The following is a 19,274-nucleotide window of genomic DNA, read 5'->3' as shown; positions in this document are numbered from 1 at the left end:
GATGGGCCCCATGTTCAGGGTAGGAAGCCAATAAATGTCAGCGAAATTTGATTTGACCCAGTTGCCCAATCAGCCGCTTTGGTTCGAGGCTAGTGAGCATCGCGAGCGCTTGGAAAACACAGAGCAAGCCGATGTCGTCATCATCGGCGCGGGGTACACAGGACTGTGGACGGCGTATTACCTGCTCAAAAGTGATCCGTCTCTGCGCGTGGTGCTGTTGGAAAAACACCAGGTCGGCTTCGGCGCCTCCGGACGTAATGGCGGGTGGGCATCGGCGATTTTCCCGATTTCCCTGGACCGGGTGGCGCAGATGTATTCCCACCAGGCTGCGCTGAATCTGCAGTTTGCCATGAATGATACGGTCGATGAAATCGGTCGGGTGCTCAACCTCGAAGGCGTCGAGGCGGACTACGCCAAGCAGGGCTTCCTCTCGCTGGCCCGGAGTGCACCGCAGCTTGAACGGGTGCGGGCAACGGTCGACGCGTCGACGCGCTTTGGTTTACCGGACCAGTGGCAGGCTCTGGATGCGGCGCAAGCCAGCGCCAGGCTCGGCGCCCATGGTGTGTTGGGCGGGCTGTACACCGAGCATTGCGCGCTGATTCACCCTGGAAAACTGGTGCGTGGTCTGGCGAAGCTGGTCGAGCGGATGGGGGCGAAGATCTATGAAGGCTCAGCCGTCACAGAGCAAGCGCCAGGGGTGGTCCGCACGGCGCAGGGTTCGGTGAGGGCAGGGTTCACCGTGCGTGCCACAGAGGCCTTCACCTCGCAACAACCTGGCTACTCGCGTTTCGTCATCCCGCTGTACTCACTGGTACTGGCCACGGAGCCCTTACCGCGAGACCTGCTCGCCCGGTTAAACCTCAATCATCGTCTGGCCTTCAATGACATGCGTCACCTGCGCGTTTACGCACAGGTGACGGCAGAAGGGCGCCTGGTGTTCGGTGGTCGCGGTGCTCCCTATCAATGGGGCTCACGGATAACCGAGCAGGCCGATTTGGTGGACAACGTGCATAGCAAGATCCACGAGACGCTGATCGAGTTTTTCCCGGCGCTGGCGGACGCACGCATCAGCCATCGTTGGGGTGGCGCACTCGGTGTTTCTCGTGACTGGTGCCCGACGGTGAGCATGGATCGCAAGAACCGCATTGCATGGGCCGGCAACTACGTTGGCGATGGCGTCGCCACCAGCAACCTGGCTGGGCGTGTCCTGCGCAATCTGATTCTGGAACAAGACGAAGACATCAACGCATTGCCTTTCGTCAATCATCGCTCGCCATCGTGGGAGCCTGAGCCACTGCGCTGGATCGGTATCAACGGTGGCCTCGCCGCCGCCTCGCTGAGCGATTTCGAAGAGCGCATCACCCACCGTCCATCCCGTACTGCGAAGTTGCTTGAAAAGCTGACCGGTGCGCATTAACAGGAGAATGCTGTGACAACTTTCACGATTATCAAGGCTGCCGCCATCGAGTCGCTGCCGTTAAAACCTGCGGGCCAGCGTGCTGGCGCGGACAAAGGCGACCCACAGATTGCGCTCCAGCAACTGGCACCCGAGGCCGTGGGCAACCTCGGTGTCTGGGAGTGCCAGCCCGGCGGGTGGCCGGTGGTCGATCGTCCTGACACCGAATTCACTTACATCCTCTCGGGCCGCGCGGTGTTAACCGATGACTCTTCCGGTGAAGAGGTGCTGGTGACCGGCGGCGACCTGATCATCCTGCCGCCTGGCTGGACCGGACGCTGGGATGTGCTCGAGACGGTCAGGAAGGTCTATGCGATCTATTGATCTACCGGTTCCCCCGACGACGACACACGCCCCTCTGCGCATCATTCAAGATTGAGAGAAAATCCATGACCCACTCCATTACAAACTGGATCTCCGGCACTCGTACGCAAGCGACCAGCGGCCAGCAACAGCCGGTCTACAACCCCGCGACCGGTGTTGTTACCGGCACGGTCCAACTGGCCAGCCATGCCGACGTGGATTCCGCCGTCGCTAGCGCCAAGGCGGCGTTCCCGGCCTGGAGCAACCTGTCGCCGTTGCGCCGTTCACGAGTGCTCAACAAATTTCTGGCGCTGCTCAACGAACACCGTGACGACCTGGCCCGGTTGATCACCGCTGAGCACGGCAAGGTCTTCACCGACGCCCAAGGCGAAGTCATGCGCGGCATCGAGATCGTCGAGTTCGCCTGCGGCGCGCCACAATTGCTCAAGACCGACTTCACCGATCAGGTCAGTACCAACATCGACAACTGGACGCTGCGCCAACCGCTCGGTGTGGTGGCCGGTGTCACACCGTTTAACTTCCCGGTCATGGTGCCGATGTGGATGTTCCCGGTGGCATTGGCGACCGGGAACACCTTCGTGCTCAAGCCCAGCCCCATCGACCCGAGCCCGAGCCTGTTCATTGCCGAGCTGCTCAAAAAGGCCGGCCTGCCGGACGGCGTATTCAACGTTGTGCAAGGTGACAAGGAGGCAGTGAACGCGCTGCTCGAACACCCCGACGTGCAGGCGATTTCCTTCGTCGGTTCCACGCCCATTGCCAACCACATCTATGAGGTCGGCGCCCACCACGGCAAACGTGTCCAGGCGTTGGGCGGGGCCAAGAATCACTTGGTGGTGATGCCCGACGCGGATATTGACCAAGTCGTCGACGCATTGATTGGCGCGGCCTACGGGTCAGCGGGCGAGCGCTGCATGGCAATCAGCGTTGCGGTGTTCGTGGGCGACGAAACGGCCGACAAGGTCATGCCCAAACTGATCGAACGCACCCGCACGCTGAAGGTGCTTGACGGTACCAATCTGGACGCCGAGATGGGGCCGATAGTGACGCGTGCTGCCCACGAACGCATCACCGGCTATATCGAGCAGGGCATCAAGGAAGGCGCGACGCTGCTGGTCGATGGCCGGGGTTTCAACGGCGAGGCTGCTGGCGAAGGCTGCGGTGACGGCTTCTGGATGGGCGGTACGTTGTTCGATGATGTCACCCCCTCCATGCGCATATACAAGGAAGAGATCTTCGGTCCGGTGCTCGCGTGCATCCGGGTCAGGGATTTCGCTGAGGCGGTGCAACTGATCAATGACCACGAATTCGGTAATGGTGTGAGCTGCTATACCCGTGACGGCCACATCGCCCGCGAGTTCGGCCGCCGGATCCAGGTTGGTATGGTTGGCATCAATGTGCCGATCCCAGTGCCCATGGCCTGGCACGGTTTCGGCGGCTGGAAGAAAAGCCTATTCGGAGATATGCATGCGTACGGAGAGGAGGGGGTGCGTTTCTACACCCGCCAGAAGAGCATCATGCAACGCTGGCCGCAGTCGATTGCCAAGGGCGCGGAGTTCGCAATGCCGACCAGTCACTGACGCGTTGCGCTAGTTGAACGCAAACGGCCCCGCCCACGCAGGCGGGCGTTTGCATTTCAGTGATGGTCCTCGAACAGTTCGGTGCTCTTGCCGGCCTGGATCGCAATCCAGAAGCGCGCTATGCCTTGAGTGGTGGTGGGTTTGATGCCGGTCAATTGTTCCACCTGCTTGAGTCGATAGACGAGCGTTTGTCGATGCACGCCAAGATCCACGGCGGTGGCTTTCCAGTTGCCGTCGTTTTCGAGGAAGGTTATGAGCGTCTGCAACAGCGCCGCGCCCTGCACACGGTCGTGCTCAATGAGCGGACCGAGGTAGCGACCGACCAGTGCCCGGGCTTCCGCCAGGGATTTAGGCGCCATGATCAGCCCGGTCTCGGCTTCCCCATAACGCAGTGCCGTTGCGCCAAGTTCTTCAGCCTGGGTCAGTGCCAGGCGCGCTTGGCGAACGCTTTCGCGAAAGCCCGTGGCCATTGCGATGGGCCCGCTGATGCCGATCACTGTGCCTGCGCCAAGATTAACTCGCAGGGAATCGATCGCTTCGATGTCGTCCCGGCACAGGGCCAGCAGCAGACCTTTGTCCGCCAACAGCAATGGCGTTGAGTGGTGCACGGGTGGGGCCTGATGGATCTCGCTCGCAGACCAAGGGCCATTGACGTCAGGCTGGATCGCTAGGCTCACCAACGTGCCGTCAAGGCTGCGGCGTTCCAGAAGCGGACGAGCGAGCGTCAATTCCGTCTCGTTCTCCAGCAGGCTGCGCAGCAAGGCCGCGCCCTCTTCACGTTGTTGATCGCGATAGATCATCAGTCGCTCAAGCTCCACGCCGAGCAGGCCGATCAACGACCGCACCAGAATGGAGTCACCCTGTGTGCGTTTGCCAGTGTGGGCCATCCTCAAAGCTGCACGCGTGCGACCACCGATCGGGATGCGCTCGACCTGCTCTGGCGCCTGTTTTGTGGTCCATCCGGTGTCGAGTATGGTGTTGCCACTTTGTACGTCCTCAATGGCCAGCGTCAGATTGAGTGAGTTGGCAAGGATGGACAGGCGACCGGCCATGTCGGGCGCTTTGTGCAGCGCTTCGGCGTAGGTCTGGAACAGACGTTCACTGGCATTGAAGCGTTCGCGCTGGGCCTGGAGGACACTTTCAATTACGTAGTGCGAGAGCTTCACGAATTCGAGATCGAAACTGGCTTGCAGCACGGGAAACAGAAGACGATCCGCGGCCTCCAGAAACGGCTGCGAGAGTTGCGGTGCATCTGGGCGGGGAGCGACAACCAATGCGCTGGCGCTGCTCTGCACCAGTTGCTGCAGCCACGTGACCTGGTCCAGTGGCGCGGTGGGAATACCCAGCCCGGTGGTCATGACCAGGTCGCCGGGTGAAATCCAGCGCCACGGGTCGGGCAGGTCAACCGCATGGGCCCAGGTGATATGCCTGTTAACGCCGGCCAAGCCGGCGACTGGTAATAGTTTCAGCAGTTCGATATTCATCAGATCCTGAACTGTGAGCATGGTCATACCAGTGTGCGATTAGGATTCGGAATGGTACCGGGTGGGTGCGGATGGAGCCATGATCAGGAGGTAATTCCTGGGGCTGGCCTGTCTGAAGAAGGCTTTGATGGGTTTTGACGACGCACGGGTAAACGTTTCTGGCACCGTTGACTATGACTGTGTTGCCAAACCGAAGAACACTCGGAGCAAGCTAATTAGCGTCCATGTAACCGCTGCGCCCGGCATCACGCGCTAGGGAGTTTGCATCTGGGATAGTCTGCTCAATCGTATCGATCCACCGATACGCGGCACTTGTTTTGATGGCAAGGTCACATGCAACAGTCGTTTCGCTGGTACCTGGAAGGCCGCTGAAGAAAGGGTATTGAAAGGGGAGGGTTGCGCAAATGCATCGTAATGATGCGCAGACGATATAGAAATGACGCGGCAGAAATGACGAATCCCGGAAACGACAAAGCGCTGAATAATCAGGGCTTTGTCGTTTGAAATAAGGCGGAGGCGAAGATACCCGACGGCATAAAAAATTCGACACCTATAGGTAAATGAGAATGTCAGAGTCTGCAGAAAAAATAAGTGAGATATTGCAAGCTTTTCATCGTTTCGAAGATGGGTTGCTATTGTCGTTTGAGTTTAATTACCTGCCAGGTGAGAAACTCGCAGCGCAGGTTTTATTTCATGCAAGAGATCATCGAGTTGATGGCAATGTATGGAAGAGGGTTAAAGTGGTTGTTAGTGGTGTTGAAGAGTTGAGTGCGAAAGTTAGAGGGTGTCAATTTAATTCAATTTGTTCAGGGGTTCGGTTGTTAAGGTTTGACGATTATTGGTGCGTCGATATTGATGGGAATTACGCTTTGGATGCTGATCCATCATCGGTTGATGAAATACGACAAGATGGAGATCTGTATATTATTGGTCGTGATATTGAGGTTTATGAGTTTGAGGGTTGATCTGAAAAATTACGAGCTTTAAATTTCCTGAGTCAATTTAAAGTTCTTGGTGTCAAGTAGGCTCGCGATTTTTGGCAGTACCATTATTCTTGTGGTCGAGAAAAAATATTCAATTAAGCCCGATTGCAAAACTGTAAATCGCCTAATCGCGCCACAGCCTTAGGTACTGCCAGCGTCAGAAATGGGTTCGCAAAATTATTTTTGAAATGGTGCCCGGCGAGCATAATTAGTCCCCTGCGTCTGTAGAATCAATTTTTTATGGAGCTATAAGGAGATTCTATCCGCTATGTCGGCGGTTTGAGTTTTTATGCATATGCTCCAAATCCAGCAAATTGGATTGACCCGATTTGGGGTAGCAAAGTCTGGTTGTTGGGAGCCTGTTGGCAATGGTCAAATTCGAATAGACTACACCGCATGTGGGAAATGCGAACCAACAGGTTCATGCATCACTGCCGATGCAAGAAAAGAAAGTTTGAAGTTGTAGTTAGCAAGGATGGGGTTCATAGGCATGCTGCGCGGAGTAGCGTCTCTGAACCCACACGGAAAGAAAAGGAATATCTTCGGGGTCAAGGTTTCAATCTATGAAAAAACTGAATAAATTCACTGTGTACGGAACGGCTGCCGGGAGTGATAAAAATATCCGGCTGGATGAGGTTTCGATTCTTGCTGATTCACAAACGATTAGAGAGCTTGGTGTTTTTCTAATTAATGCATCATATGAAATGTCAACGAATGGCCTTGAGCATATGCACCTTCAAGATATAGTTGAAGACTTCGACTATGAAGCGAATGTGGACTTTATAGCACTCAATAGCAGCGTAGTTAAATCGTGAGCGGGTACTGAACATGCCCCCGCTGATCGAGCTTCCAGAGAGCCTACTTTCACTGTTTTTGGCCGCAGGCTGGCCTACCACCTGCACCGAACCACTGCCGGGCTTCGTCCCTCCCGCACACCCGGCCGCGGCCCTGCTTGAACAGCTCGCCGGGCTTCATGTGGGAACCTGCGGTGCAGGTGAGGAGTGCGCTACTAGCGATGTCGAATTCGGCACCTTTGAACATCTGCATGGAAGCGAGGAACTCATTGAGTGGCAGCAACGCCTGGGCAGTACTTTGGTGAGCATCGCCGAAATCCATCATGGCCACGGCGCGCTGTTGATGGACGAGCAGGGGCACTGCTACGTCTTGAGTCTTATCCATGATGGGTTCTGGATACAGGGAAAGACCTTTGTTAAAGCCATGGAAACTCTGATATTTGGGCGTAAGGCCGGTGAGTCGGTGCAACTGGCCGTACCGGGCGCGATACCGGATATTTGAGTCGTGCCGCTGCCGCGCACGAAAGCCCCGGTCTACATTGGCGATCGAAAAAATCGTTTGCCTGCGCCCGCTCAGATTCAAAAAATACCCACTTCGTGCGATCTGCAGGACGCCGGAGATGGGTGAGAGCTGGTCGTTTAAATGGATTTATGAGGGCGAGTTGCGGAAATTGCCAAAAAGAAGCGGAAGCGATGTGCAAAGGCGGGAGTAGAAATCTCAAAAGCCAGAAACGACAAAGCCCTGAATAATCAGGGCTTTGTCGTTTGAAATATGGCGGAGGCGTAGAGATTCGAACTCTAGGACCTGTTACAGTCGGCGGTTTTCAAGACCGCTGCCTTAAACCACTCGGCCACACCTCCACTTGCATTGCGGGCGCCATAATACCCGAATGAAACACACTGTCAAACTCTCTGCATCGCGTCTTGCAGAGCGTCTGCTATGATCCCGCCACTGAATGTTTCAACCCAATAGGAGTGTCGCCATGCGCGAACAGGATTACGCAGTTAATAACGGCGTGCAGGCTGAGCAGCTAGAGGTTAGCCGCGTCCTGCGCAACACTTACGGTTTGCTCGCTCTCACCCTGGCGTTCAGCGGTGTCATGGCATTTGTAGCTCAGCAGATGCGCGTGGGTTACCCGAACATTTTCGTGGTGCTGATCGGTTTCTACGGTCTGTTCTTCCTCACCAACAAACTTCGTGATTCGGCCTGGGGCCTGGTGTCGGCGTTTGCCCTGACCGGTTTCATGGGCTTCCTGCTGGGCCCGATCCTCAACCGCTACCTGGGTATGCAGGGCGGCGCTGAAGTGGTCAGCTCGGCGTTTGCCATGACGGCCCTGGTATTCGGTGGCCTGTCGGCTTACGTGCTGATCACCCGCAAGGACATGAGCTTCCTGGGTGGCTTCATCACCGCCGGCTTCTTCGTGTTGATGGGTGCGGTGCTGGCTAGCTTCTTCTTCCAGATCAGCGGCCTGCAGTTGGCGATCAGCGCCGGTTTCGTGCTGTTCTCCTCGGTCTGCATCCTGTTCCAGACCAGCGCCATCATCCACGGCGGCGAGCGCAACTACATCATGGCCACCATCAGCCTGTATGTATCGATCTACAACCTGTTCGTCAGCTTGTTGCAGCTGTTCGGCATCATGAGCCGGGACGACTGATCTCAGCGTTGAGCCCATAAAAAAGCCCGCTTCGGCGGGCTTTTTGCTGTCTGGGTTTCCTGTCGAGGGTCAAGGGGTCTGCACTTGCAAGCGTGCGCTGGCCACGGCGTCCTGGTTGACCTCGATGGAAAACGATTGCACCTGGACTTGTTGCTGTTCCAATTGGTCGATCCAACTGATCAGGCTACTCAAGGGGCCTTCCAGGGCCAGGTTGATCTGGCCCGGGGCGTCATGGTCCATGCGTTCCAGGTTGAGGCCGGCCTGGCTGCTGGAGCGGGCCAGCAGGCCGGGCAGGGCCTCGGCGGTAATAGCAGGTGTGGCGTGAACCGGGAGGGTGGCGGGCAGTTGTTGAAGCTGTTGATGCAAGTCGGTGACCTCGATAAAGCGTTGCTCTGCTCGCAGCAGGGCTTGCTGTTGTGGCTGCCAGAGCAGCAGATAAAACAGGGTCGCGCCGCTGAACAGGGCCAGCCCCTGAAGGGCCCGTTGCTCCCGTTTGGCCAGGCGCCGCCAGTGCCCTAGGACGTGCTGGCGCAGGCGGGGCAGGGGCGATGTATTCCGTGCGGTTCGGGGCATGTTCACTCCTTGATCTGCAATTGCGCGCTGACCCCTTGGGCGTTGCGCACGGAGGATTCAGTACGGGCGTCCAGGCCCTGTGCAATCAGGCCCTCGCGCAGTTGTTGCAGGTCGGAGAAGGCCGGCGCGCTGATATGCAGGCTCCAGCCTTCGCCAGCCTGGTAATCGAGGCGATGGACCCGCGCCAGGGCACCGTGGCTGGCACTCCAGTGTTCAGCCAACCGCGACAGCTGGCCGGCGCTGCCGGTGATTTTCGCCACCTGCGGTTGTTGCTTGGCGCGGATTTGCGCGGCCAGGTCGCTGACCGGGCCCTCGCTGGGAAACCGCTGTTGCCACAGCGCCTGGCTTTGCGCCTGCTGTTGGTCGCTCTGGCGATCCAGGTACTCGCGCTGGCCGATGCTTTGCAGCAGGTGCGCGCTCCCCACAATCACCGCCATCAGCAAGGCCAGACGCCAGGCCGGCGTCTGCGGGGCATGTAACCGGAACTCACCCTGACGCAGGTTGATGGCCTGTGGCGTGCCCTGGCTCAGGCAGTCCCATGGGCGCTCATCGGCGTGCCAGCCTTGGACGTCAATGCCGGGGAGGGCCGGGGCGCAAGGCCCTTGCCAGTGCAGGTCTGTGGGCAGCAACGGCGCCAGCGCCCGCAACTCGGTGTCTCCCAGGGCCTGGCGCAGGGGCGCGCTGCCCCCCAGCAGCCAGCGGCTGTCCCAGGCCAGGGCCCGGGGTTGATCCTGGGGCAGGCAGTCGGCGTCGATATGAATGCGTGAAGGCCGTAACCCGAACCGAGCCAATTGTGCCAGGCAGTGGCTCAGGCGCTCGCGATTGACCGCCAGCACCGGGCAATGGCGTTTGCCTTTGAGCGGTCCATGGGCCAGGTGCAGGCTGTCCAGCTCATCGATCAGTTGCTCTTCCAGGGCGCTGTGCAGCGCCTGGCGCAGCCAGCGACCGCTGCGTGCGGGCACGCTGACCTGATGATGGCTGGCCATTTCCATGGGCAGCAGCAGGGTCAAACGCTGCAGGTTCAGGTCCGCTGCGGCCTGCTCCAGGTTGCCCTGATGCAGGGGGCCGTCGGCCTGCCACCAGAAACAGCGCCATGGCGTCGCCCCGGTGGCGTGGGGTGAAAGGTAAAGCCACTGGCTCATGTCGATTTACTCGGTCTTCGATTGATCGGGAGGTGGGCTGGGCAGCAGCGTGCGCTGCTGAACCCGCACGTTCTCGGCATCCACCACCCGCAGGTCGCTGACCAGCCGCAGCCGGCGCTGGCCCTGTTCGACGTCGATGGTGGCGCGAAACTGCCGACTGCCGACCCCCAGCCCCTGGGGGCTGATATCGCGGCCCTGGAGCATCGGGTTGGCGAGAAACGCCGCCACGTCGGGGTAGCCCTTGCTCGGGCGCGAGTTGGCCAGGGTGCGAGCCGTCGGCAGGTCGATGCCTTCGATACTGGCCAGAACCTCGGCGCGGGTGGTGTTGACGTTGATCGCGCTGTTGTCGAAGGCACCGACCCAGGGTTCGAGCAGTTGCAGCACCTGGCTGTCCACCTGGGGCAGTTGCCGAAGTTCGGTGAGGTCGCTCAAGGGCAGCGGTGCACCGTCGCGATGAGTCCGGCCCATCAGCAGCGCCGGGTCATGGGCGCGGATGCCTTGCTGGGCCAGCAAGCGCTGGTAGCGGGCTCGCAGGTTCAGGTCATTGCCCTGGCGCAGGCTGTTGAGGTTGAGCCGGGCACTCAGGTCTTCCAGTTGAATGTGAATGCGCCCGCCGTCGATCTCGAACAGCGGCGCCGGTTGCGCCCAGCGCTGGCCACGGTGGGTCACCCGCAGGCCGCCTTCACTGCGGGCGTCTTCCAGCAGTTGCTGGCGGGCCCAGCTTTCACCGCTCAAGGCCAGATTCCACAGCTGTTGCTGTTGCAGCAGGTTGCTACTGCTGTGTAGGTTCAGTCGCTGCCGGGCCAGCATATTGCTCACCACCAGGGTCACCAGGGCGGTGATCAGCAACACGCTAAGCAGGGCCACGCCCCGTTGCCCGGCCGGGCTAGTCATGGCCGGGCTCCGCGTCAGTATCGAGGCCACCGGGCAGCAGGATCACCCGGCGTACCTGGGGATAGCCCGGCGCATCCAGTTCAATCTCCAGCGCCGCCGGCAGGCTCAGGCTTTCGCTGCCCACCGGCCAGTGCTCATGGGCCTGGCCAAGGCTGTCGATGTAGCGCAGGTACTTGAGTTGCACGCCGCTGAGCAGTTGCTGTTGTTGGCTGCTGGGGCCTGCGGGGCGTTGCTGGGCGCCGGGGACCGCCATGGGTTGCGACAGGGCGCGGGTTTCCCGCAGCCACACGCCGTCCTGCCAGCGATGGCTGACCTGCAACAGATTGCTCCGGGCATGCTCCAGCGGGTTGCTCCAGCCGCCACGCACCAGGCGGAGGCCGTCGGGCTGGCTGAGCAATGCCTGGCTGTGGCTGGGATCGTCCACCAGGGGCTGGCGGCGAGCTTGCACCAGGTCCCGCTCGAACAGGCTCATGGCCCGTTGCAGGTCCCGCAGTTGCTGCTCATGCAGGCCGATGCGCTGGTCGCTGCGCATTACCCGGTCGAGCAATTGATAGCTGGCCAGGCCCAGCAGACTGAACAGGGCGATGGCCACGACCACCTCCAGCAGGGTGAAACCCTGTTGCTTCATGGTCGGACCTCGATGTAGCCGAGCAGCCGTGCGCGGCTGTACTGGCGGGCGCGTTGCGGGTTGGCTTCGGCGGAGACCCGCAGTTCGATCTTCAACAAGCGGGCGTCGGGTGCGGCCTCGACATCGCTGAACAGCCACCAGCTGCGGCCGCCGAACGCCACGCGCTCTTGTGTGTGGCGCGTGTGTACGGGGTGCATGCCGGCCCGCAGTTCATTCATGCGGTTGTCGGCGATCCACAAGGCCTGGGTGCGTTCGGCCAGGTTGGCGCTGTTCACGGCGATGTGTTGCACCGCGCTGAACAGGGCGATGGACAGGGTGGCGAAAATCGCCAGGGCCACCATCACTTCCAGCAGGGTGAAGCCTGAGTCAGTCCTGGGTTGCAAGTTGCACATCCTGTATGCCGTCGCTGGAAAGACTCAGCAGCGCCTGATGGCGGTACTCGATCCACACGGTGTAGGCGCTGGTTTCATCGCTGGAGAGCACCAGCAGTTGGGGCAAGCCTGGGCGGCCAGGGGTGCGGCCCAGGCTCGGCCCGGCTTCGGGCACTTCCAGGCGCAGGCGCAAGGAGTCGGGCAGGCGATGGGCACGAAACTCCGCCGCCGCCTGCCAGTGCCCCCGGTCATCCAGGCGCTGCACCGCGTAGCCGTCAGGTTCGATGCGCAGGCCGTAGTCCTGGTAGCCCAGCACCGCTTCCTGGCGCAGCAACTGCAGCAGGGCTTGCAGGCGCTGGGCTTCCTGGCGTGCCTGGCGCGGTCCGGAGTCGGGATTGACCAGACCCACCAGGCCGGCCGTCAGGGCGATCAGCAGGATCACCACCAGCAACTCCAGGAGGGTGAAGCCCTGGGCGTGGCGCCTGTGCACCGCTCAACGGTCCCAGTTGCCGATCTCGGCGTTCAGGCCGTCGCCGCCGATCTTGCCGTCGGCGCCGAAGGAAAACAGATCGTAGGCGCCGCCCCGAGTGCCCGGTACCCGGTACTGGTAGTGGGTGCCCCAAGGGTCGATGGGCAAGCGCTTGAGGTAGCCGTCGGGGTTCCAGTTACGGGCCGCCGGGGTGCCGCCCGGCTTACTGACCAAGGCTTGCAGGCCTTGCTGGCTGCTGGGGTACTGGTGGTTGTCGAGCTTGTAGATGTCCAGGGCCATGGCGATGGCCTTGATGTCGCTTTGCGCCGCGGAGGCCTTGGCCTGGTCGGGACGGCTCATGATCTGCGGCACCACCAGGGCGGCGAGGACGCCGAGGATCACGACCACCACCATGATTTCGATCAGGGTGAAACCGCGTTGTTTTTTAGCTGCGTACACGTTGGGGGCTTTCCAGGTTCAGGTAATCAATTGGTTCAGGCTGAGGATCGGCATCAGGATCGCCAGCACGATGACCAGCACCGAGGCGCCCATGAACACCAGCATCGCCGGTTCGAACAGGCCCACCAGCAAGGCAATGCGGTTGGCCAGTTGTTGTTCCTGCTGCTGGGCGGCGCGTTCGAGCATGCTGTCCAGCTCGCCGGAGCGTTCACCGCTGGCGATCATGTAGAGCATCATCGGCGGGAAACTGCCGTTGAGTTCCAGCGCTCGGGTCAGGCTGATACCTTCGCGCACGCCCCGGACGATGTCTTTCAGACCGGTACGAATTTTCTGGTTGGCCACCACTTCACTGGCAATCGCCAGGGCGTCCAGCAGCGGCACGCCACTGCGTCCGAGAATCGCCAGGGTGCTGACAAAGCGCGTGCAGTTGCTGGCCCTGACCAGGCCGCCGATCAGCGGCAGGCGCAGCACCAGGGCGTGCCAGCGCTCCCGGTTGCCCGGCTTGCCCAAGGCCACTCGGGCAGCCGTGAAACCGAGGCCCCCCAGGATCAGCATCAGCAGGCCGTAATCCCGCAGCACGGCGCTGCTGGCGATCAGGCCGCGGGTCAACAGCGGCAGCTCCTGGCCGCTGTCGATAAACACCTTGATCACGTCCGGCACCACGAAGCCCAGGAGAAAGCCGACGATGCTGATGGCCGCCACCATGAGGATGCTGGGGTAGAGCATGGCCAGCTGGATCTGCTGGCGCGCGGCCTGGCTGGCTTCGGTGTAGTCGGCGAGGTTCATCAGCACCTGATCCAGGTGCCCGGAACGTTCGCCCGCAGCCACCGTGGCCCGGTACAGGTCGGGAAAGGCCTTGGGGTAACCGCCCAGGGCCACGGCCAGGCTGTAGCCCTCCAGGACTCGGGCACGGATCGCCAGTAGCATGCTTTTCAGGCGCTGCTTTTCACACTGCGCGGCCACGGCAGCCAGCACTTCCTCCAGCGGCAGCGAGGCCTGCACCAGGGTCGCCAATTGACGGGTCATCAGGGCCAGCTCGGCGCTGCTCAATCCGCCGCTGCTGGTGTTTGTGGGCCCGGCAGCGCCTCGACGCTTGCCTTGGGTCGCGGTGATTTTCAGGGCGATCAATTGCCGCTCCCGCAGCAGTTGCCGGGCCTGGCGCGGGCTGTCGGCTTCCAGCACGCCGCTGGATTTTTTCCCGGCGGCGCACATGGCCAGGTATTCGTAGGCGGCCATCTTCAGTCCCTCTGGGTCACCCGCAACAACTCTTCCAGGCTGGTCAGCCCCTGCAACACCATGGCCTGGCCGTCGTCGAACAGGCTGGGGCTGTGCTGGCGGGCGTGGTTCACCAGGTCATATTCACCGGCGCCGGTGTGGATCAACTGGCGCAGGGTGTCGTCGAACAGCACCAGTTCGTAGATTCCCCGGCGGCCGCTATAGCCCGACTGCTGGCAGCTCGGGCAACCCACTGGCCTATACAAGGTCGGCGCGCGTTCAACCCTCAGGCCCAGGCGCTCGCAGGCCGCCGGGTCGGCGGCATGGGGCGCCTTGCACTCGGGGCACAGCAGGCGCACCAGGCGCTGGGCCAGCACCCCCAGCAACGAGGTGCAAAGCATGAACGGTGCGATGCCCATGTCCACCAGCCGGGTCACCGCGCCGATGGCACTGTTGGTGTGCAGGGTCGAGAGCACCAGGTGCCCGGTGAGGGAGGCTTGGACGGCAATTTCTGCGGTCTCGCGATCGCGGATCTCACCCACCATTACCACGTCCGGGTCTTGGCGCAGGATGGCCCGCAGGCCCCGGGCAAAGGTCATGTCGACCTTGGCGTTGACCTGGGTCTGGCCGATGCCGGTGAGGTGGTATTCCACCGGGTCCTCGATGGTCAGGATGTTGCGCTCCAGGCTGTTGAGACTGGCCAGCCCGGCGTACAGGGTGGTGGTCTTGCCCGAGCCGGTGGGGCCGGTGACCAGAAGGATGCCGTGGGGTTTGTGCAGGGCGTGTTCCAGGCGCTGGCGCACCTGCGGGTTCATGCCCAGGTGGCCCAAGTCGAGGCGCCCGGCCTGTTTGTCCAGCAGGCGCATCACCACCCGTTCACCGTGGCTGGAGGGCAGGGTCGAGACCCGCACATCCACCTCGTGGCCGGCAATGCGCAGGGCAATGCGGCCGTCCTGGGGGATGCGTTTTTCGGCGATGTCGAGCTTGGCCATGACCTTGATCCGCGACACCAGCAGGGTCGCCAGCTCGCGCCGGGGCCGCAGTACTTCGCGCAGCAGGCCATCGACCCGCAGGCGCACCGACAGGTGTTCCTCGAAGGCCTCCAGGTGCACATCGGAAGCCTTGCTTTTCACCGCCTCGCTGAGGATCGCGTTGATCAGGCGGATGATCGGCGCGTCGTCCTCCTGCTCCATCAGGTCAGTGGTTTTAGGCAACTGGTCGGCCAGGCTGCACAGGTCGAACTCTTCGTCGAACTGCTCCCCCAACCCGTCGGCCACCTGCTTGGCGCCATCCTGGCCGTCACGATAGTGGGTCGCCAGGCGCTGGGCGAAGGCCTGTTCGTCGAGCACTTCACTGCGCAACGGTGCGCCGTTGAAGCGGCGTACTTCGGCGATTACTGACCAGGGCGTATTGGCCCTGCAATAGAGCACGGCGCCCTGGGCCTGATGTTCTAGGACCACGCCATGGCGGCGGGCGTAGGCAAAGGCCAGGCGCGGGCTTTCGATGGGCGTGATCATGGCTGTTGCGCCGCGTCGGTGGCGCGCATGTCGATCAGGCCCTGATCGCCGTCACTGTTGGCGTCGAACAACTGGTGCGGGTTCTGCGGCAACTGGCCCCGGGTCTTGCCGTCCAGGGTGCGCAGGGAGCGCAGGTTGTTGTACTTCTGGGTGCTGAGCTTGTCGGCGTGGCCGCTGCTGCGCAGCAGGGTCGGGCGCAGGAACACCATCAGGTTGGTCTTCTCGTTGACCTCTTTGCTGCTGCTGAACAGCCGGCGACCCAGGGGATATCCCCCAGCAACGGCACTTTGCTGACCTGGACCTTGACGTTGTCCTTGATCAGGCCGCCGAGGACGATGATCTGCCCGTCATTGGCCAGGATGGTGCTCTTGACCGAGCGCTTGTTGGTGATCACGTCGCTGGTGCTGATGCCCGGCGGGGCGGCGGCCAGCTCGGAGCTTTCCTGTTCGACTTTCAGGCGCAGGAAGTTGCCTTCATTGATGTGTGGGGTGACCTTCAAGGTGATCCCCACATCCTTGCGCTCCACGGTGGTGAAGGGGTTGCTGGCCCCGGCGGTATCGGTGGTGTAAGAGCCGGTCTGGAATGGCACGTTCTGGCCGACAAGGATTTCCGCCTGCTCGTTGTCCAGGGTCAGCAGGCTTGGGGTGGACAGCAGGTTGTTGTTGGAGTCGCTGGACAGGGCGGTGATCAGCGCACCGAAGTTGCTGCTGCCCAGGCCAATCACCGCGCCGTCCGGCAAAGTCGGGCTCTTGCCGCTTTCCAGGTTGCCCAAGAGGGTGCCGATGGTCATACCGGCGCTGTTGAAGTTGCTGGCCGCGCCCCAGTTGCCACGGCCGGCGGCCCACTGCACGCCCAACGCCCGGTTGATGTCGCCGCTGACTTCGACGATGGCCGCTTCCACCAGCACCTGGGCGCGGGGCTGGTCGAGTTCGTCGATGATGGTTTCGAAGGTCGCCAGTTGCCCCGGCGAGGCCATCAGCACCAGGGCATTCTGGCTTTCGTCGGCGCTCACCAGCACTGGGTTGTCCTGCTTCTGACCGTCACCGCGGCCGCCGGATTCCAGGCGCTTGCCGATGCCGCTGAGCAGCTCTTCGAGTTTTTTCGCATCGCTGTGGTTGAGGCGTCGTACCCGGGCGTTTTCACCGGCATTGTTCGGTACGTCGAGGCTCTGGGCCAGGCGTTGCATCTGTTGGCGAATGGGCGCCGGGCCCACCAGGATCAGGCGGTTGCTGCGGGCATCGCCAATCGCCTTGGCGCTGGTCTGGGCCCCGTTGCTGTCGGTCAGGCTGTCACTCAGGGTCTTGGCCACATCGCCGGCCCAGGCGTGCTTGAGCTGGAGGATGTTGAACTGGCGGCCACCGGCGTTATCCAGTTCTTCCACCACTTGGCGCACCCGCTGCACATTGTTGGCGCTGTCGGAAACGATCAGCGCGTTGGAGGTGGTGGACGGTGCCATGTAGGCATCCACAGCCACCAGCGGGCGCATGGCGGCGGCCACTTCACTGGCATTGGCGTTGTGCAGCTCGATGACCTGGGTCACGAACTCTTCACTGGCTCCGCTGGCTTTGACATGGGCCTTGGTCTTGGCTTCGGCCACCGGCAGGATCAGCACCCGATCGCCCTGGTCCATGGCCACGTAACCTTGGCTGCGCAGGGCGGTGAGAAACAGCGAATAGATGCCTTTCTGGTCCATGGCGGTGCTCGATTGCACTGTCACCTTGCCGCTCAGGCGCGGGTCGAGAATCATCGTCTTGCCGGTGATCTGCCCGACTTCGTTGACCAGGTCGTGCAGTTCCGCGTCTTTCATGTTCAGGGTCCACTGCTGCGCCAGGGGCAGTTTTTCAGTGGCGTGAAGGGGGCCGATCAGCGTGCCGAGGGCCAGCAGGGAACCTGCGATAAATGCTCGTTTCATGATGTCTTGGGGCGTCACAAGGAAGGTGGGACAGGGCTGCTGTGCTCGGCCTGCATGGCGTTGCTTGAAGGCCGGTCGTCGGTGGCAGGCAATGGAATCAGCAAAGGGCTGGCAGGGCTGCTCAGTGACAGGGCCTGCTCCTCGCCATAGCGCTGGATACGCACCTGGGTGGTGCCGATCTCACGCAGGCTGCCGCCCCCGGGCAAGGGCTCGCCGAGGCGGTAGAAACGGCTGCCTTCAGGCGATTCGATCAACGCCCGGGACAGTTCCGAGCGGCTTTCCACCAGGCTTGCCAACAGGGTCAGGGGCACCGCAGGCGGGTCGCCGCCGGCCTCCTGGGCTTGCACTCCGAACAAGCGGGCGATGGCCGCCGTGTCTGGCGGCTGATGGGCAGGCGCCGAGGGTTGGACGGTTGCCGGGTTGCCGCGGCTGTCCAGGGTCTGCAACCACCGCCAGCTGTCATGGGCGAGCCAGGCCAGCCAGCTCAGCAGCAACAGCCACGCGCCGGCCCGTAGGGCGCTGCGCGGGCAAAGGCGCAAGGCGTTCACAGGGCCATGCGCCGCAGGCGTTTTTCAGCGCGCCAGTGGTGCAGCGCGACGGCGGCCACGTGCCCGGCACCGAGCAGGGCCAGGGCCACGCAGGCGTGCTGGTGCACGACGTTGAAAAAACGCGTGAGCAGCGGTTCCTGCAGCGGCTGGTACAGCGACAGCAGGCCAAACAGGTTGATCGGTCGCTCCATCATCAGCACACCGCTGAGCAGGACCACGCCGGTCGTGAGGTAGAGCGCCAGGTGGCCGGCCTTGGCCAGCCAGCGCAGCGCCCGGTGGGTGTGCGCCGGTGGTTGACGGTCCAGGGCACAGAGGATTTTCAGGCCAAGCAGAGGAATCAGCATGAAGGTCAACGACACGTTGATAAAGCTGATGCCGTCGGCGAGGGCCGTGGGCAGGTCGAGTACGGCGCTGCCGAACCCGCTCGCTGTCGCCCAGAGGATGATGGCGGCGAAGGTCCAGTGCAGCAGCACCTGGGGTCTTGAGTCATTGCAAGTAGGCATAGGGGGCATGACAGGCAAAAGGCAGCGTGGCGCCGGGGCGCCACGCTGGAGTTGACGAAGGTGTGACTTACTGGCGAGTCCAGGCCGATTGCCAGTTGGCGCCTACGCCCGGCTCGAACGCCGTGGCACCGCTGTTCCACTGAATGCAGTAGCCGCTGTACGGGAATGGGTTGCACTTGTAGGTCTTGCCGTCTTTAGGCTGCAGGACCAGGGTGCCGGCTTTGTAGGTGCTCAGGCCCTGAGGGAACACGTGGTCGTACTTGCCACCGTTCTCGCCGCCGTCTTCAACGCCACCGCTGCTCTGTTCCTGCTTGAGGGTGAAGCTGGCGGTCTGTTGCAGCAGGTCGCCCTTCTTCGAGGTGGCCACCACGATCAGGTCGTACTTGCCCGGGCTCTGGCCGGTGAGGGCCATGGAGAAGTGCGGGGTGTTGCCGGCCGGGGCCTGCTGGAACGCCACGCTTTCCTGCTTGGCGTTGTACACCGTGGCTTTCACGGTGTAGTCACCGCCCTTGGCGATGGCGTTGAAGTGCAGGTCGACCTTGCCGTCCTTCAGGGTGTACTCGGGCTGCATGCCGGTGATGGCCAGTTCGCCCGGTTTGGCGGCCTGTTCCTTGTCGATCATCACGTTGACGATGTCGCTGCCTTGCTTGACCAGGATGTCGTTCTTGCCGAAGTTCGGCACCACTTCGTCCTTGTCGTTGAGCAGGCCCATCTGGTAGCCCTGCTTGGCGGCGTTGACCTTCTTCGCCAGTTCGCGCGGCCACACGTCG

Annotated in this window: 21 protein-coding genes, 1 tRNA gene and 1 pseudogene; 7 read left to right on the top strand and 16 right to left on the bottom strand. The window is 61.7% G+C overall.

Features of this window, described 5'->3' with window-relative positions:
• The first annotated feature begins 34 nt into the window (after positions 1–34).
• The 3 genes from M1B35_RS00150 to M1B35_RS00140 all read left to right on the top strand — a co-directional run bounded on the left by M1B35_RS00150 (position 35) and on the right by M1B35_RS00140 (position 3,357).
• Positions 35–1,417, top strand: coding sequence for an NAD(P)/FAD-dependent oxidoreductase (locus M1B35_RS00150; RefSeq protein WP_123335889.1), 1,383 nt, complete (start codon positions 35–37; stop codon positions 1,415–1,417).
• Between the two features lie 12 nt (positions 1,418–1,429).
• Positions 1,430–1,780, top strand: a complete 351-nt coding sequence (locus M1B35_RS00145; protein WP_123335891.1) for a cupin domain-containing protein — start codon at positions 1,430–1,432, stop codon at positions 1,778–1,780.
• Positions 1,781–1,845: 65 nt separating this feature from the next.
• Positions 1,846–3,357 carry a CoA-acylating methylmalonate-semialdehyde dehydrogenase gene (locus M1B35_RS00140; protein WP_123335893.1) on the top strand — a complete coding sequence of 504 codons (1,512 nt, stop codon included), beginning with the start codon at positions 1,846–1,848 and terminating at the stop codon, positions 3,355–3,357.
• 56 nt (positions 3,358–3,413) lie between these two features.
• On the opposite strand, the gene M1B35_RS00135 is transcribed toward M1B35_RS00140, so the two are convergent.
• Entirely contained in the window at positions 3,414–4,841 is a 1,428-nt protein-coding gene (locus M1B35_RS00135) for a PucR family transcriptional regulator (protein WP_268260851.1), read from the bottom strand.
• A gap of 566 nt (positions 4,842–5,407) precedes the next feature.
• Here M1B35_RS00135 and M1B35_RS00125 point away from each other — a divergent pair.
• The 3 genes from M1B35_RS00125 to M1B35_RS00115 all read left to right on the top strand — a co-directional run bounded on the left by M1B35_RS00125 (position 5,408) and on the right by M1B35_RS00115 (position 7,120).
• Entirely contained in the window at positions 5,408–5,806 is a 399-nt protein-coding gene (locus tag M1B35_RS00125) for a hypothetical protein (RefSeq protein ID WP_185039385.1), read from the top strand.
• A gap of 581 nt (positions 5,807–6,387) precedes the next feature.
• A complete protein-coding gene (locus M1B35_RS00120; RefSeq protein ID WP_268260850.1) occupies positions 6,388–6,639 on the top strand; it encodes a hypothetical protein in 252 nt (83 codons plus the stop codon).
• Positions 6,640–6,652: 13 nt separating this feature from the next.
• A complete protein-coding gene (locus M1B35_RS00115; protein ID WP_268260849.1) occupies positions 6,653–7,120 on the top strand; it encodes an SUKH-3 domain-containing protein in 468 nt (155 codons plus the stop codon).
• A gap of 271 nt (positions 7,121–7,391) precedes the next feature.
• Here the strand turns inward: M1B35_RS00115 and M1B35_RS00110 are convergent.
• A tRNA-Ser gene (locus M1B35_RS00110) sits at positions 7,392–7,479 on the bottom strand.
• 122 nt (positions 7,480–7,601) lie between these two features.
• On the opposite strand from M1B35_RS00110, the gene M1B35_RS00105 reads away from it, so the two are divergent.
• The gene (locus M1B35_RS00105) at positions 7,602–8,273 is read left to right on the top strand and encodes a Bax inhibitor-1/YccA family protein (RefSeq protein WP_123335899.1); all 672 of its coding nucleotides are present in this window, start codon (positions 7,602–7,604) and stop codon (positions 8,271–8,273) included.
• A gap of 69 nt (positions 8,274–8,342) precedes the next feature.
• Here the strand turns inward: M1B35_RS00105 and gspM are convergent, their stop codons facing one another.
• The 14 genes and pseudogenes from gspM to M1B35_RS00035 all read right to left on the bottom strand — a co-directional run.
• A complete protein-coding gene (gene gspM, locus M1B35_RS00100) occupies positions 8,343–8,846 on the bottom strand; it encodes a type II secretion system protein GspM (protein ID WP_268260848.1) in 504 nt (167 codons plus the stop codon).
• Between the two features lie 2 nt (positions 8,847–8,848).
• On the bottom strand, positions 8,849–9,988 hold the full coding sequence (gene gspL, locus M1B35_RS00095; protein ID WP_268260847.1) for a type II secretion system protein GspL: 1,140 nt from the start codon (positions 9,986–9,988) through the stop codon (positions 8,849–8,851).
• Between the two features lie 6 nt (positions 9,989–9,994).
• Positions 9,995–10,882: a type II secretion system minor pseudopilin GspK gene (gspK, locus tag M1B35_RS00090; RefSeq protein WP_268260846.1), complete on the bottom strand. Its 888-nt coding sequence runs from the start codon at positions 10,880–10,882 to the stop codon at positions 9,995–9,997.
• Complete coding sequence (gspJ, locus tag M1B35_RS00085; RefSeq protein ID WP_268260845.1) at positions 10,875–11,510, bottom strand: type II secretion system minor pseudopilin GspJ; 636 nt, start codon at positions 11,508–11,510, stop codon at positions 10,875–10,877. Before gspJ ends, gspK begins: the two co-directional genes overlap by 8 nt.
• Positions 11,507–11,902 carry a type II secretion system minor pseudopilin GspI gene (gene gspI / locus M1B35_RS00080; protein ID WP_425273372.1) on the bottom strand — a complete coding sequence of 132 codons (396 nt, stop codon included), beginning with the start codon at positions 11,900–11,902 and terminating at the stop codon, positions 11,507–11,509. Before gspI ends, gspJ begins: the two co-directional genes overlap by 4 nt.
• Complete coding sequence (gene gspH / locus M1B35_RS00075; protein WP_268260843.1) at positions 11,877–12,371, bottom strand: type II secretion system minor pseudopilin GspH; 495 nt, start codon at positions 12,369–12,371, stop codon at positions 11,877–11,879. Before gspH ends, gspI begins: the two co-directional genes overlap by 26 nt.
• 3 nt (positions 12,372–12,374) lie before the next feature.
• Positions 12,375–12,809 carry a type II secretion system major pseudopilin GspG gene (gspG, locus tag M1B35_RS00070; RefSeq protein ID WP_268260842.1) on the bottom strand — a complete coding sequence of 145 codons (435 nt, stop codon included), beginning with the start codon at positions 12,807–12,809 and terminating at the stop codon, positions 12,375–12,377.
• 18 nt (positions 12,810–12,827) lie between these two features.
• Positions 12,828–14,045 carry a type II secretion system inner membrane protein GspF gene (gene gspF / locus M1B35_RS00065; protein ID WP_268260841.1) on the bottom strand — a complete coding sequence of 406 codons (1,218 nt, stop codon included), beginning with the start codon at positions 14,043–14,045 and terminating at the stop codon, positions 12,828–12,830.
• A gap of 2 nt (positions 14,046–14,047) precedes the next feature.
• Entirely contained in the window at positions 14,048–15,541 is a 1,494-nt protein-coding gene (gspE, locus tag M1B35_RS00060; protein ID WP_268260840.1) for a type II secretion system ATPase GspE, read from the bottom strand.
• On the bottom strand, positions 15,538–15,750 hold the full coding sequence (locus M1B35_RS00055) for a hypothetical protein (protein ID WP_268260839.1): 213 nt from the start codon (positions 15,748–15,750) through the stop codon (positions 15,538–15,540). The genes gspE and M1B35_RS00055 overlap by 4 nt, the downstream gene beginning before the upstream one ends.
• Positions 15,750–17,453, bottom strand: coding sequence for a type II secretion system secretin GspD (gene gspD / locus M1B35_RS00050; RefSeq protein ID WP_268260838.1), 1,704 nt, complete (start codon positions 17,451–17,453; stop codon positions 15,750–15,752). The genes M1B35_RS00055 and gspD overlap by 1 nt, the downstream gene beginning before the upstream one ends.
• Positions 17,454–17,467: 14 nt before the next feature.
• The gene (locus tag M1B35_RS00045) at positions 17,468–18,001 is read right to left on the bottom strand and encodes a type II secretion system protein N (protein WP_268260837.1); all 534 of its coding nucleotides are present in this window, start codon (positions 17,999–18,001) and stop codon (positions 17,468–17,470) included.
• Entirely contained in the window at positions 17,998–18,474 is a 477-nt protein-coding gene (locus M1B35_RS00040) for a cytochrome b (protein ID WP_268260836.1), read from the bottom strand. The genes M1B35_RS00045 and M1B35_RS00040 overlap by 4 nt, the downstream gene beginning before the upstream one ends.
• A 97-nt stretch (positions 18,475–18,571) precedes the next feature.
• Positions 18,572–19,274 (bottom strand): annotated as a pseudogene (locus M1B35_RS00035) (N-acetylglucosamine-binding protein GbpA); the annotation flags it as partial.

The sequence above is a fragment of the Pseudomonas morbosilactucae genome (genome assembly GCF_023241665.1).
GTDB classification, from domain to species: domain Bacteria; phylum Pseudomonadota; class Gammaproteobacteria; order Pseudomonadales; family Pseudomonadaceae; genus Aquipseudomonas; species Aquipseudomonas morbosilactucae.
The sequence above is the reverse complement of the archived record's forward strand: the minus strand, read 5'-3'. Positions and strand labels throughout refer to the sequence as shown.

Excerpts from the sequence above, each read along its gene's own strand:
- M1B35_RS00150 (WP_123335889.1), top strand. The coding sequence starts at position 35 with ATGTCAGCGAAATTTGATTTGACCCAGTTGCCCAATCAGCCGCTTTGG.
- M1B35_RS00140 (WP_123335893.1), top strand. The coding sequence starts at position 1,846 with ATGACCCACTCCATTACAAACTGGATCTCCGGCACTCGTACGCAAGCG.
- M1B35_RS00135 (WP_268260851.1), bottom strand. The coding sequence starts at position 4,841 with ATGAATATCGAACTGCTGAAACTATTACCAGTCGCCGGCTTGGCCGGC.
- M1B35_RS00125 (WP_185039385.1), top strand. The coding sequence starts at position 5,408 with ATGTCAGAGTCTGCAGAAAAAATAAGTGAGATATTGCAAGCTTTTCAT.
- M1B35_RS00120 (WP_268260850.1), top strand. The coding sequence starts at position 6,388 with ATGAAAAAACTGAATAAATTCACTGTGTACGGAACGGCTGCCGGGAGT.
- M1B35_RS00115 (WP_268260849.1), top strand. The coding sequence starts at position 6,653 with ATGCCCCCGCTGATCGAGCTTCCAGAGAGCCTACTTTCACTGTTTTTG.
- M1B35_RS00105 (WP_123335899.1), top strand. The coding sequence starts at position 7,602 with ATGCGCGAACAGGATTACGCAGTTAATAACGGCGTGCAGGCTGAGCAG.
- gspM (WP_268260848.1), bottom strand. The coding sequence starts at position 8,846 with ATGCCCCGAACCGCACGGAATACATCGCCCCTGCCCCGCCTGCGCCAG.
- gspL (WP_268260847.1), bottom strand. The coding sequence starts at position 9,988 with ATGAGCCAGTGGCTTTACCTTTCACCCCACGCCACCGGGGCGACGCCA.
- gspK (WP_268260846.1), bottom strand. The coding sequence starts at position 10,882 with ATGACTAGCCCGGCCGGGCAACGGGGCGTGGCCCTGCTTAGCGTGTTG.
- gspJ (WP_268260845.1), bottom strand. The coding sequence starts at position 11,510 with ATGAAGCAACAGGGTTTCACCCTGCTGGAGGTGGTCGTGGCCATCGCC.
- gspI (WP_425273372.1), bottom strand. The coding sequence starts at position 11,902 with ATGTGCAACTTGCAACCCAGGACTGACTCAGGCTTCACCCTGCTGGAA.
- gspF (WP_268260841.1), bottom strand. The coding sequence starts at position 14,045 with ATGGCCGCCTACGAATACCTGGCCATGTGCGCCGCCGGGAAAAAATCC.
- gspE (WP_268260840.1), bottom strand. The coding sequence starts at position 15,541 with ATGATCACGCCCATCGAAAGCCCGCGCCTGGCCTTTGCCTACGCCCGC.
- M1B35_RS00055 (WP_268260839.1), bottom strand. The coding sequence starts at position 15,750 with ATGGTGTTCCTGCGCCCGACCCTGCTGCGCAGCAGCGGCCACGCCGAC.
- gspD (WP_268260838.1), bottom strand. The coding sequence starts at position 17,453 with ATGAAACGAGCATTTATCGCAGGTTCCCTGCTGGCCCTCGGCACGCTG.